At 66.4% G+C, this 12,168-nt stretch carries 11 protein-coding genes and 1 riboswitch; of the genes, 6 read left to right on the top strand and 5 right to left on the bottom strand.

What is annotated here, in order from left to right; genetic code table 11:
• Positions 1-20: 20 nt before the first annotated feature.
• From IBX18_RS02460 to thiC, 3 genes are all read left to right on the top strand, one after another.
• Positions 21-1,424: a lipase family protein gene (locus IBX18_RS02460; protein WP_194832126.1), complete on the top strand. Its 1,404-nt coding sequence runs from the start codon at positions 21-23 to the stop codon at positions 1,422-1,424.
• Positions 1,425-1,557: 133 nt separating this feature from the next.
• Positions 1,558-2,040, top strand: a complete 483-nt coding sequence (locus tag IBX18_RS02465; RefSeq protein ID WP_135233778.1) for a VOC family protein — start codon at positions 1,558-1,560, stop codon at positions 2,038-2,040.
• A 106-nt stretch (positions 2,041-2,146) separates the two neighbouring features.
• Positions 2,147-2,254: riboswitch (TPP riboswitch) on the top strand.
• A complete protein-coding gene (gene thiC / locus IBX18_RS02470; RefSeq protein WP_194832127.1) occupies positions 2,248-3,897 on the top strand; it encodes a phosphomethylpyrimidine synthase ThiC in 1,650 nt (549 codons plus the stop codon). It overlaps the preceding riboswitch by 7 nt.
• A 52-nt stretch (positions 3,898-3,949) precedes the next feature.
• Here thiC and IBX18_RS02475 read toward each other — a convergent pair whose 3' ends face one another.
• The 3 genes from IBX18_RS02475 to IBX18_RS02485 all read right to left on the bottom strand — a co-directional run bounded on the left by IBX18_RS02475 (position 3,950) and on the right by IBX18_RS02485 (position 7,156).
• Positions 3,950-4,867 (bottom strand): hypothetical protein, encoded by a 918-nt coding sequence (locus IBX18_RS02475; RefSeq protein ID WP_228540263.1) that lies wholly within the window; start codon positions 4,865-4,867, stop codon positions 3,950-3,952.
• A 57-nt stretch (positions 4,868-4,924) separates the two neighbouring features.
• On the bottom strand, positions 4,925-6,529 hold the full coding sequence (locus IBX18_RS02480) for an amidase (protein WP_194832129.1): 1,605 nt from the start codon (positions 6,527-6,529) through the stop codon (positions 4,925-4,927).
• 147 nt (positions 6,530-6,676) lie between these two features.
• Positions 6,677-7,156: a DUF6640 family protein gene (locus IBX18_RS02485; protein WP_194832130.1), complete on the bottom strand. Its 480-nt coding sequence runs from the start codon at positions 7,154-7,156 to the stop codon at positions 6,677-6,679.
• Between the two features lie 131 nt (positions 7,157-7,287).
• Here IBX18_RS02485 and IBX18_RS02490 point away from each other — a divergent pair, with 131 nt between their 5' ends.
• A complete protein-coding gene (locus IBX18_RS02490) occupies positions 7,288-7,794 on the top strand; it encodes a VOC family protein (protein WP_194832131.1) in 507 nt (168 codons plus the stop codon).
• A gap of 29 nt (positions 7,795-7,823) precedes the next feature.
• Positions 7,824-8,642 (top strand): MerR family transcriptional regulator, encoded by an 819-nt coding sequence (locus IBX18_RS02495; protein ID WP_306796100.1) that lies wholly within the window; start codon positions 7,824-7,826, stop codon positions 8,640-8,642.
• A gap of 38 nt (positions 8,643-8,680) precedes the next feature.
• Here the strand turns inward: IBX18_RS02495 and IBX18_RS02500 are convergent, their stop codons facing one another.
• The gene (locus tag IBX18_RS02500; RefSeq protein ID WP_228540264.1) at positions 8,681-10,219 is read right to left on the bottom strand and encodes an MFS transporter; all 1,539 of its coding nucleotides are present in this window, start codon (positions 10,217-10,219) and stop codon (positions 8,681-8,683) included.
• Between the two features lie 73 nt (positions 10,220-10,292).
• A complete protein-coding gene (locus IBX18_RS02505; protein ID WP_194832133.1) occupies positions 10,293-10,850 on the bottom strand; it encodes a TetR/AcrR family transcriptional regulator in 558 nt (185 codons plus the stop codon).
• Between the two features lie 39 nt (positions 10,851-10,889).
• Between IBX18_RS02505 and IBX18_RS02510 the strand changes: the two genes are divergently transcribed.
• The gene (locus IBX18_RS02510) at positions 10,890-12,134 is read left to right on the top strand and encodes a KasA/KasB family beta-ketoacyl-ACP synthase (protein ID WP_194832134.1); all 1,245 of its coding nucleotides are present in this window, start codon (positions 10,890-10,892) and stop codon (positions 12,132-12,134) included.
• The last annotated feature ends 34 nt before the right edge of the window (positions 12,135-12,168 follow it).

Genomic DNA, 12,168 nt, shown 5'->3' on the forward strand with positions numbered 1-12,168 from the left:
TGATGAGGAAGGACGCACACGTGTCAGTGATCACAGGGGATCGGACCGACCGTATCCACCGGTCGGGGCGCACGGTAGCCGCGCTGGTGACCATGGCATTCGCCATGGCCGCCGTGCTGCTCGCGGGCGCAGTCACTCCCACGCAGGCCGCCGCAATCCCACTCCCGCACGAGGATTCGTTCTACCAACCGCCCGAAGGCTTCGAAGCCCAGGAGCCTGGCGCCATTCTCCGATCCCGCGAGGTACGTCTCGCGGCGCTGACCGTTCTTCCGGTGAATGTGCGGGCCTGGCAATTGCTTTATCGCACTACGGATCTGAACGAACAACCCACCGCCGCCGTGACCACGGTGGTGCTCCCCGCGCTGGCCGATCCGAATCGCTCCCGGCCACTGGTATCGCTGCAGTTCTACTACGACAGCGCCAATCTGGACTGCTCGCCGTCGTTCGTCTTGCAGCAGGGCGCGGGGCTGGCCGGACTCGAAGGCATCCATTCACAGAGCGAACTGCTCGGGCTGGCCGCGTTGATCAGCCAAGGCTGGGCGGTCTCCATCCCGGACTACGAGGGTGTCAACGGCCACCTCACCGTGCCCAAGGAGCCGGGTTACATGACGCTCGACGGCGTCCGTGCCGCCGAACGTTTCGAGCCGCTGGGGCTGGACGGAGCAAACACCCCCGTCGCGTTCTGGGGCTACTCGGGCGGCGGTATGGGCTCGGGTTGGGCGGCCGAAATGCAGCCGACTTACGCACCCGAACTGAACGTGAAAGGTATTGCGCTCGGGGCTCCTACGTCGGATGTGGTGTCGCTGCTGCATGTGAACGGCTCGATGTTCTCCTCATTGATCGGCATCGGCATTTCCTCACTGCGCAAGGCCTATCCGAAGTTCCGGGAGGCCTCCGATCGGTATCTGAAGCCGGAGGGCCGGGCGCTGATGGACCAGACCGAGCGCCAATGCCTGCCGCGCAACGCGCTCACCCAGATGTTCGTCGACTACGGGCGGTTGCTGACCATTCCGATTCCGGAATTCCTCGCGGTGCCCGAGATCAAGGAAGTCTTCGACTCGACGGTGCTCGGCCGCAACATCCCTACCGCGCCGATCTTCCTCTACCAAGGTGTGTTCGACGAGGCGGTGCCGGTATGGACGAATGACCGGCTGTCCCAGCAGTGGTGTGCCGGTGGCGCATCGGTGATCTACAAGCGCGACCATCTCAGCGAGCATTTGAGCCTGCCGTCGCTCGGCATGGCCGACACGCTCAATTGGCTGAAGGCGCGGCTCGCGCCGAACGCGCCCGATCAATTCGGCTGCCGAACCGAGAATGTCGTGTCCATGCTGGCCGATTTCAACGCGCTGCTGACGCAGATCGAGATCAACCTGAACGCCACCTTCGGCGCGCTGGGATTCCCGATCGGCCCTCGCGAGCGTTAGTAAGAACGTGCGAAGCCTGCCCTCGACCGGAACCCACCGGTCGAGGGCAGGCTTTTCTCGTTCCACCGCGATGAATTCCGGTCGCCCATCCCGTCTGCACAGATATCTATCAACTCCGGCCGGGAGGACCATCATGCAGAAGATCGTCACCAACCTCTGGTACGACACCCAGGCAGAAGAAGCCGCCGAGTTCTACTGTTCGCTGTTCGCCGACTCGAAGATCACCCACGTCCAGTACCACACCGAGGCGACCAACCGTCCGACGGATCTGGCGATCACCGTCGACTTCGAACTCAACGGACAGCAGTTCACCGCCATCAACGGTGGCGGCGACTACAACTACACCCATGCCATGTCGCTGCTGGTCAACTGCGAAAGCCAGGACGAGGTCGACCGGCTGTGGGAGGCGCTGCTCGCCGACGGCGGCAAGGAGATCGAATGCGGCTGGCTCAACGACAAATACGGGGTGCCGTGGCAGATCTGGCCCGCCGAGGCCACCGAGCTGGTCACCGGCGACGATCGCGAAGCGGTGAACCGCGCCATGCAGGCCATGCTCGGGATGCGGAAGATCGTCCTGCAGCAGATGCGCGACGCCTACAACGGCAAGACCGACTGAGGTGGTACGGCCGGCGCCGGACCGATGCCACCGGCGCCGACCTGCGTCTTCCACCGATCACCTGACGGACGTTCAGGGTCAGCAGGTACTGTCGGGCTGGAAAATTTCACACGCCAACGGGGGCTCGCACCAGCGGGCTGAGAGGACGGCTAGGGCCGTCGACCGTATGAACCTGACCGGGTAATGCCGGCGTAGGGAGGAAAAATCATGGCATCTGTTGCGTCAAAAGACGGCTCCGAGACAGTCGACACTGTCACCACCGGACCCATCGAAGGCAGCGTCAAGCACTATCACGAGGTCGACGGGCTCCGCGTCCCGGTGCGTCGGGTGAACCTGACCAACGGTGAGCACTTCGACGTCTACGACACCTCAGGTCCGTACACCGACGACTCGGCGGAGATCGACCTGGAGTCGGGTCTGCCGAAACTCCGCGATACCTGGGCCAAGCCCGAGGTCGACGGGCCGCCGACCCAGCTCGCCTGGGCCAGGCGGGGCATCATCACCCCCGAGATGCGGTTCATCGCCGCCCGCGAGGGTGTCACCCCCGAGCTGGTCCGCGACGAGGTCGCCCTCGGTCGCGCGGTGATCCCGGCCAACCACAAGCACCCGGAGCTGGAGCCGACCATCATCGGCAAGAAGTTCCTGGTGAAGATCAATGCGAACATCGGCAACTCGGCCGTCTCGTCCTCCATCGCCGAGGAGGTGGAGAAGATGGTGTGGGCCACCCGCTGGGGCGCCGACACCATCATGGACCTGTCCACCGGCAAGAACATCCACGAGACCCGCGAGTGGATCCTGCGCAACTCCCCCGTGCCGGTCGGCACCGTGCCGATCTACCAGGCGCTGGAGAAGGTGAACGGCGATCCGACCAAGCTCACCTGGGAGATCTACCGCGACACCGTGATCGAGCAGTGCGAGCAGGGCGTGGACTACATGACCGTGCACGCGGGCGTGCTGCTGCGCTACGTGCCGCTGACCGCAAAGCGGGTCACCGGCATCGTCTCGCGCGGCGGATCCATCATGGCCGCATGGTGTTTGGCGCACCACCAGGAGTCGTTCCTGTACACCAACTTCGCCGAGCTGTGCGACATCCTGGCGAAGTACGACGTGACCTTCTCCCTCGGTGACGGCCTGCGCCCCGGCTCCATCGCCGACGCCAACGACGAGGCGCAGTTCGCCGAGCTGCGGACGCTGGGCGAGCTGACGAAGATCGCGAAATCCCATGGCGTGCAGGTGATGATCGAGGGCCCGGGGCACGTGCCGATGCACAAGATCGTGGAGAACGTGCGGCTGGAGGAGGAGCTGTGCGAGGAGGCGCCGTTCTACACCCTCGGCCCGCTCGCCACCGACATCGCACCCGCCTACGACCACATCACCTCGGCGATCGGCGCCGCGATCATCGCGCAGGCGGGCACGGCCATGCTCTGCTACGTGACCCCGAAGGAACATCTCGGGCTGCCCAACCGCGACGACGTCAAGGTCGGCGTGATCACCTACAAGATCGCCGCGCACGCCGCCGACCTGGCCAAGGGGCACCCGCACGCGCAGCAGCGCGACGACGAATTGTCCAAGGCGCGTTTCGAATTCCGCTGGCGCGATCAGTTCGCGCTGTCGCTGGATCCGGACACGGCCCGGGAGTACCACGACGAGACCATGCCCGCCGAGCCCGCCAAGACCGCGCACTTCTGCTCCATGTGCGGTCCGAAGTTCTGCTCGATGCGCATCTCCGCCGATGTCCGTGAGTACGCCGCGCGTAACCAGCTCACCGATGTCGAGGCGATCGAGGCCGGGATGGCGGCGAAGTCCGCGGAGTTCGTAGACAACGGTAACGCGGTCTACCTGCCCGTCGTTTCGTAGTCCTTCGACGGGTTCGCCTGTCCGGCAACGCATCCGGTTCCCGCACACCGCTTCAGGTGCGCGGGAACCGGTCGTTTCCGTCCCGTCGCATGATCGCCAGCAGTGCCTCGAGGTGATCGGCTGGGACGACTTCCATCCGGTCGCCGCTGCCGCGGATGGTCGCGGCGATGTCGACGGTGATTCGGTTGCGCCACCAGTAGATCGAGCGGCTGACCGGTCTCGACTCGGCTTCGCCCGCGACGAGCAGCTGGGCGAGCAGGCTGGTTCCGGCGAAGACGGTGGGGCCGGTGATCGGGTGCACGAGCAGGTGGGTGTGCCCCGGAATGACGAGCAGTGCGCCCCAGGGGCCGACGACCGGATAGTCGTCGAGCCAGCGCACGTGCGCCGTGACGAAATCCGAAGCACCGTAGAGCATTTGCATATCGACGTCGTCCATGCCGTCGATCTCGGCGGCCATCAGATCGAGCCCACCCTCCGCGCGGGTGTTGCGCTCGGCGATCTCGAACAGGTCGGATTCCTGTGCACCCCAACGCAATGCAGCCGCATAGGTCACCGGAATCATGATCTCACCGAAGTCGACCAGCACCCGCTGCAGCAGCCCCGGCGCGACCAATCGCCGCACATCATTGATCAACCCCTTCGTGCGCGCCGAGCAGAGCCGGGTCCGCAGCAGCGGCCGCACCGACTCCAGCCGCGCCATCTCGAGATGCCCCGCGGTCAGATCCGCGATCTGCATCTCCAGCCGATCCCCGACCAGCGCCGCCCACAGTTGCCGCGGCGCCCGAGCAACCCGACGCGCCAGCCGCGTACTCGGCAGCACGATCCGAACCCCCGCCGCACCACTGAGCACGAACTCCCCATCGGACTCCCCGCACCCGAACCCGTGCCGCAGCCCAACCTCACTGACCAGCAGTTTCCACAATCCCGAGGACGACTCCCGCATGACCCCTCGCTCTCGGCCGATACCCACCTTCCTCTAGTGTATCGAACATACGTTCGAAACTGGAGTGATGTGGGGATCCGGGGGCTAGGGCAACGGTGGCTTGTCTTTGTGGTAACTCGTCTGCGCCTGGATGTCGATGGCGATCTGTAGCAGGTGTGCGTCGCTGTAGGGCGGGCCCATCAGTTGCACGCCTACCGGCAGCTGGGTGACGGGGCTGCGTTCGCCCGGAATAGCGACCGCGGGCAATCCGCAGAAGTTGGCATCGTTGGTCTGTGGCGACATCGCCATACCCGCTTGCGGACCGTAGTCGCCGAATGGTGGCCGGTCGACGAGCTCGGTGCCGAGTACCGGTAGCAATACGGCGTCGAGTTTCTGTTCTTTCAGCAAGGCCAGCCACCGGCTCTGCCTGTGGGTTCGCTCGCGCAGGAGTTGCATATACCCGGTCGATTTCGGTTCGTTCGCCAGGAAGTAGTCGAACGTTTCGTTGAGGTACCGGGTGTATCGATCTTTCTCGGCGGGCCACCATTGTCCGTGGTAGGCCGCTATTTCGACGCCTTGGGCGACCACCATGTCCAAGTAATCCATCGGTGCCGGCGTGTCGACCTCGATCACCTCGGCGCCGAGTCGGCGCAGCGTGGACTTCATGGATTCGTAGCCGGCGGCGACGCCCGGATCAAGTTTCGGCGCCACCGCCGGAACACCGAGGCGAGTGCCGGTGAGTCCACCCGGACGAGGCCCGGTCGGAAACGAGATCGGCCAATCGGCGAACCCGTTCGTGCGTGGATCGAGCGGATCGAACCCCGCGATGACGGTCAGCAGTGCGCTCAGGTCGGCGGCACTGCGCGCCATCGGGCCGATATTGTCGAAGCTCCACGCCACCGGAATGGTGCCGTACACCGACGCCAGCCCTGCGGTCGGTTTGATGCTGCAGACATTGCAGGCCGAGGCCGGGATACGCAGGCTCCCGGCGGTGTCGGTCCCGAAGGCAGCCGAGGTGAAACGAGCCGCCAAGGCCGCGGCCGGACCGCCCGAGGAACCGCCGGGCACCTTGCCGTAGTTCCACGGATTCGCCGTCTGCTCGGTCAATGAACCGATTGCCGCCTGATGAGTTTGCACATGACCGAGCAGCGGCATGCCCGCTGCCTTCAAGCGAACCCACGTCGTCGAATCCCCGACCGCGATATTCGCACCGAGCAGGGACGGCAGGCCGACCGTCAATGGCTTGCCTGCCACCGCGAACACATCCTTGAGCGCGACCGGAATGCCGCAGAGCAGCGGCGTATCCGTACCCTGCCGACGCCGGCGCGCGTCGGCGTCCTGGGCCGCGGCGATCGCCTCGTCGGAATATCGGTGGACGAACGCATTGATCGCCGGATCCTTGGCATCGGCGTGCTCGATCAGCGATTTCGTCAACGCCTCGCTCGTGATCGCACCCGCGCACAACAAAGCCGCAGACTCCAGCACACCCAGCTCGGTCAAATTGCCGGTATCGATCGTGCGGTGATCCGGCAGCGACTGTGGATACGTGCGCGGAGTCACCGACGGCCGCGGCGCCTGCTGGACCGAGAACGGCGGTGTGGCATCTGTATTGGTCGGGTCGGGGTGGGAACCGGACTCTGGATACGTGAACTCGGGCGAGCCACCATCCGGCTCAGCCTCGGTTCCGGCCGCGTCATCCCTGCCGACCATGACCGCTGCGGCAGCACTCGCCACCGCTACGGCGGATCCGAAGCCCAATAATCCAAGGACATTTCGTCGCTCCAAGCGAACCCCATCTCGAGTGTCGCGGAAATTTGTGGTGTACAGCTCTTCTCGCCGACTGCAGAATTCGCATTCCTACCGCGGTGGGAGCGGCGCAGTCCGGCGGATCGTGCGGAGGCGGCGGCGTTCCAACAGATATCCCAGCGCAACCACGGCGATCATCACGGGAACGATGGTGCGCAGGTCGATCGGCATGCCGAACAGGTGCGGTACATCGGCAGCGAACTGTGCGTCACGGTGCGACGCACCCGGAAAAAGAAAGGCACAGGCCGCACCGGCCCACCAGACACCGGCGAACAACGCACCCGCCGCCAGTCGCTCCTGCCCATAGCCGGGGCGCCATAGATAGATCAGTGCCAGGCCACCCAGGATGGTGGCCAGCGAGATCGTAATAGCGTCATGAAATTTGGCATGCGCGGTGAAAGCGGGATTGAAAATGTGCGTCGAGTTGTAGTCGTCGTACCACTGCAGAACGGCGTTGCCGACAGCGGCTATAGAGAGAAGCCACCGACCCGCCATTGTCTTCGGTGGCCTGAAGCGCGGTGATCCGCCCATGAACCTATTCAATGGCAATCCATAACTTCCGCGTTCGCGCCACGCCGAAGCGGCCGCCGTCACACGGTTCCACGCAAGTCAGCGGTCTTCACGTTTGACCCTGACGTTGCGTGAGGCTTGACGATGCACTCATGACCGATACGTTTTCCGCATTCGATATCAGCCCCGTTCCCGATCCCGCAGTCGACGCCGAGCCTGCGGAGCTCTACCGCGGCATCTACGCGATGCCGATGTTCGTCACGGTGCCGACGGCGGATCTCGCCGGGTCGGTGGATTTCTGGGTTCGCGGTCTCGGGTTCTTCGATCTGTTCACGGCGCCGGGGCAGGTTACGCATCTGCGCCGCTGGGCATTTCAGGATGTTTTGCTCGTGCCGGGTGAGCGGCCTGCCGATGCGTCGGCGGTGAGCGTGAGTTTCGCGTGTGTGCTGAGCCAGCTCGAACAGATTGCGAACGCGTGTGAGCAGTTGCGGCCGGGCTGTACGACGGGGCCGCGGGAGATGCCGTGGAACTCGGTGGAGCTGGAGGTGGTCACGCCGGAGAACGTCCGGGTGATCATGACGGCGGCCCGGCCGTACGATCCGAACGGCGCGGCAGCCGAGTACCTGCGGGACATGGGTATCCCGGCGCCCGAGCAGTGACCGGCGTCGGGGCTGACACACTGGACGGTGTGACGAATCGCCCCTTCGCCGAGGCAGCGACAGGTGCCGGCCGCACGGTCGGCGCCGTCGCCGCGCTGGTAGGTGTCACCGTCCGGACGCTGCACCACTGGGATGCGATCGGGCTCGTCTGCCCCTCCGAGCGCAGCTACGCGGGCTACCGGCTCTACACCGCCGAGGACATCGCCCGGATCCATCGGGTGCTGGTCTATCGCGAGCTCGGGGTACCGCTGAACGAGGTCGGGGCCTTGCTGGACGCACCGGCAACCGATGCGGCGGCAGCACTGCGCAAGCAGCGCAACCAGGTTCGCGAGCGCGTCGCCCGGCTGCAACAGATGGGCGACGCGCTGGATCGCCTGATCGAAGCGAGGGAGTCCGGCATCCTGCTGCCCGCCGAAGAACAGGTGGCGATCTTCGGTCAGCACTGGCAACCCGCTTGGGCAGGCGAAGCACGCGAGCAGTGGGGTGACACCGCCCAGTGGGCGCAGTTCGCCGAACGTGCCGCGGATCGGACCGCCGAGCAGTGGCAGCAGATCGCCGAGAGCGTCGAGGCGCTCAACGCGGACCTGGCCGCCGCGTATCGCGCCGGGACGGCGCCGGGCAGCGACCTGGCCAACGCGCTGGCCGAGCGGCACCGAGCCTCGATCGGCGTCTACTTCGACTGCACCCACTCGATGCAGGTCTGCTTGGGCCGCAGGCACACTGCCGACCCGGGCTTCACCGCGTTCTACGACGCGATCGAGCCCGGCTTGACCGTCTGGCTGCGCGACATCATCGACGCCAACGCCCGCGCCAACGGCATCGACCCCGAAACGGCGACCTGGACCTGACCCGAGCACGTACACATCCGTCGGGGTAACTCGACGAGCTAGTGCGAACCGGTTACCCGGAAACCTTTGGGCACCAACCGAACCGCGAGCACCGCGACAACGGCGACGATGGCGGCGGAGACGTACGCGGTGGTGGTGAGCGCCGCGTCGAACGCGTGCCGGGCGGCGGCGAGGACCTGTTCGCGGGTCGCGGAGTCCAGCCGGCCCGCCACCTCCACCGCACCGCCGATGGATTCCCTTGCCGTGTCGAGGTTTTCGCCCCGCAACGGCAGGTCGACCATATTCTCGGTGAAGACGCGCCCATGGATGCTGCCGAGCAGTGCGACGCCGAGCCCGATGCCCAGTTCGTAGTTGGTTTCCGACACCGCACCGGCCTGCCCGGCGCGTTCGGGCGGCACCGCCGAGATCAGGACGGCGGCGGCCGCGGTGATCGCCAGGCCGTCACCGAGGCCGAAGGACGCGAGTACCAGTGCGACAACGGGATACGTGGTCGGCTCGGGACTCAGCGCGAGTCCGAGGAAGCCGAGTGCCAGCGCGCCGAGTCCGATGGCGAGCACGGCTCGAACGCCGATGTGCTGCATCAACCACGGCGTCGCCAGCGACGCGACCAGCAGCGTCAAGGCCGAGGGCAAGGTGCGCAGCCCCGCCTCGGACGGCGAGTAGCCGTGCACGTACTGCAACCACAGCGAGATCAGGAACAGCGCGGCGCCGATCGCGAGCATGGCGAGCAGCGTGGCGAGGGCGGCGGCCGAGAAGGCGCCGTTGCGGAACAACCGCACGTCGAGCAGCGGATCGGCGGCGCGGAGCTGGCGGCGCGCGAACCAGGCGAGCAGCAGCACGCCGAGCACCAGGATCACCCAGTCCACCGGGTCGGGTGTGCCCTTGGCGACATGCTTGATCCCCCAGGCCAATCCGACGATGCCCGCGATGGACAATACGGCGGCCAGCCAATCCAGCGAACCCGCTTGTGGCGCACGATATTCCGGCAGCAGCCAGGCGCCGACCAGCACCGTGAGCACGACCACCGGCACGTTCAACCAGAACGCCGACGCCCAGCCGAACTGCTCGACCACCACGCCGCCGACGAGCGGGCCGATGGTCGCGCCCGCACCGGCCACCGCGGCCCAGATGCCGATGGCGAGGGTGCGCTCGCGCGCGTCGGTGAAGATGTTGCGGATCAGCGACAGCGTCGACGGCATCACCATCGCGCCGCCGATGGCGAGGAGCACCCGTCCGGCTATCAACTGCCACGAGCTCTGCGACGTCGCCGCCACCACCGAGGCCACGCCGAAGAGCACGAACCCTGCCAGGAAGAGCAGCTTTCGACCGACCCGGTCACCGACCGCACCCGTGGTGATCAGCAGACCGCCGAGCACCAGTCCGTAGACGTCGATGATCCACAGCTGCTCGAGCTGTCCCACCTGCAGATCGGCGATCAGCGAGGGCAGCGCGACATTCAGAATGGTGGCGTCCATCGCCACCAGCAGCAGGCTGGCGCACAGCACGGCCAGCATCACCCAGCGGGTACCGCCCACCGCTGACCCCGCGGCATTCGTCTCCGGCACGCTCGCAGCCATCCTGCCTCCTCGCTCACCCCCGACCCAGCATTCACCGCGTGACAGCAAACACCAAGTAACCGGGCCGCCGGTGCTATCGGAGGGACTGGTCGATCAGCAGGCGGGCGGCACGATCGGTGCGGTCCACGTCGCCGGTGATCACGCGATCTTGGAGGATGCCGCGCAAGCCCGAAACAAGCAGTGTCGCTACGAGTTCCGGATCGTCGACGCAGGACAGGCCGCGCAGGCCCGCGGCGAGCGCCTCGATGAAGGTCGCGATGGCGGTCTCGGCGTACTCGGCATACGGGCTGTGCGCCGCACACGCGGCACCGAGGACCTGCAGCATCACCCGGACGCTGGTGCGGCCGTCGCCGGAGGTGTTCGCCCGCCAGAACTCCCACAGTTGCGTGCGCAGCTCGGCGGCATCGGCGACCTGCGCGAAGAGCGCCGTGAGGTCGGGGCGCTGGGTGGCCAGCGCCTGGACCAGCAGCTCCTCCTTGGTGGTGAAGTAGTAGATCAGCATCCGCGAGCTGGTGCCGAGGGCGGCGGCGAGCGGGCGCAGCGACAGGTCGAGGAGGCCGTGGTCGGCGATGTAGCGCACGACTGCATCGAGCAGCTCGGCGCGTTTGGCGTGGTCGAGGGGGCGGGCCATGAGTTGACTGTAGCGATTGGTACAGGTATCCATGTCATCGTGACTGTAACAATCGCTTCAGAAACTCGGGAGTCCGTGGTCGTCACCGGCTACGCGGCCACCACGTCGCTGGCCGAGGACATGGATACGACCTGGTCGGAGCTGCTGCTCGGGCACAGCGGCATCGGCGTGCTCGGCGCGGACTTCGTCGCCGAGTACGACCTGCCGGTGCGGATCGGCGGGCAGCTGAAGTCGCATCCGGGCGAGCAGCTGACGCGGATCGAACAGCGGCGGTTGTCCTACATCGAACAGCTGGCACTCGTGCTCGGCCGGGCGGTCTGGCAGCGGGCAGGCGCCCCGGAGGTGGACGGCGAACGGCTCGCCGTCTCCATCGGCACCGGGCTCGGCGGCGGGGACGCGTTGATCAACGCGGTCGACGCGATGCGAGCAGGCGGCTACCGGAAGGTGTCGCCGATGTCGGTGCCGATGGTGATGCCGAACGGGCCCGCGGCCACCATCGGGCTCGAAATCGGCGCCAAGGCAGGCATTTTCACGCCGGTGTCCGCGTGCTCGTCCGGCTCCGAGGCGATCGCGCAGGCTTGGCGGCTGATCAGCACCGGCGAAGCCGATGTGGTGGTGACCGGCGGCGTCGAGGGCCACATCGACGCGGTGCCCATCGCGAGTTTCGCGATGATGCGGGCGATGAGCACCCGCAACGACGAACCCGAGCGGGCGTCGCGGCCGTTCGACCGGGACCGGGACGGCTTCGTCTTCGGCGAGGCGGGTGCGCTGCTGGTGCTCGAATCCGAGCGGCACGCGCGGGCCCGTGGCGCCGAGATGCACGGCCGGGTGCTCGGCGCGGGCATCACCTCCGACGCCTATCACATCGTCGCCTCGGAACCGGCGGGCATCGGCGCGGCCCGGGCCATGCGCAAGGCGATACACACTGCAGGGCTACAGGTTTCGGATATTCAGCACATCAATGCCCACGCGACCTCCACCTCGATCGGTGATGCGTCGGAGGCCAACGCGATCGCCGCCGTCGCACCGGATGCGTCGGTCTACGCACCCAAATCCGCACTGGGACATTCGATCGGCGCGGTAGGCGCGCTCGAATCCCTCGTCACCATGCTGACGCTGCGCGACCAAATCATCCCGCCCACACTGAATCTCGACAACCGCGATCCGGCGATCGACCTGGATATCGTCAGCGGCGCAGCACGCAAGCAGCGCATGGACTACGCCCTGAACAACTCGTTCGGCTTCGGCGGGCACAACGTGGCATTGGCGTTCGGCCGGGTCTGAGTTCGCGATACTCGAACTGTCAGCGCCCGAGAAT

Source organism: Nocardia sp. XZ_19_369, from assembly GCF_015355715.1.
Classification (GTDB): Bacteria; Actinomycetota; Actinomycetes; order Mycobacteriales; family Mycobacteriaceae; genus Nocardia.

Excerpts from the sequence above, each read along its gene's own strand:
- IBX18_RS02480 (WP_194832129.1), bottom strand. The coding sequence starts at position 6,529 with ATGGTCGGCAGGGATGACGCGGCCGGAACCGAGGCTGAGCCGGATGGT.
- thiC (WP_194832127.1), top strand. The coding sequence starts at position 2,248 with ATGGCATCTGTTGCGTCAAAAGACGGCTCCGAGACAGTCGACACTGTC.
- IBX18_RS02465 (WP_135233778.1), top strand. The coding sequence starts at position 1,558 with ATGCAGAAGATCGTCACCAACCTCTGGTACGACACCCAGGCAGAAGAA.
- IBX18_RS02485 (WP_194832130.1), bottom strand. The coding sequence starts at position 7,156 with ATGGGCGGATCACCGCGCTTCAGGCCACCGAAGACAATGGCGGGTCGG.
- IBX18_RS02505 (WP_194832133.1), bottom strand. The coding sequence starts at position 10,850 with ATGGCCCGCCCCCTCGACCACGCCAAACGCGCCGAGCTGCTCGATGCA.
- IBX18_RS02490 (WP_194832131.1), top strand. The coding sequence starts at position 7,288 with ATGACCGATACGTTTTCCGCATTCGATATCAGCCCCGTTCCCGATCCC.
- IBX18_RS02500 (WP_228540264.1), bottom strand. The coding sequence starts at position 10,219 with ATGGCTGCGAGCGTGCCGGAGACGAATGCCGCGGGGTCAGCGGTGGGC.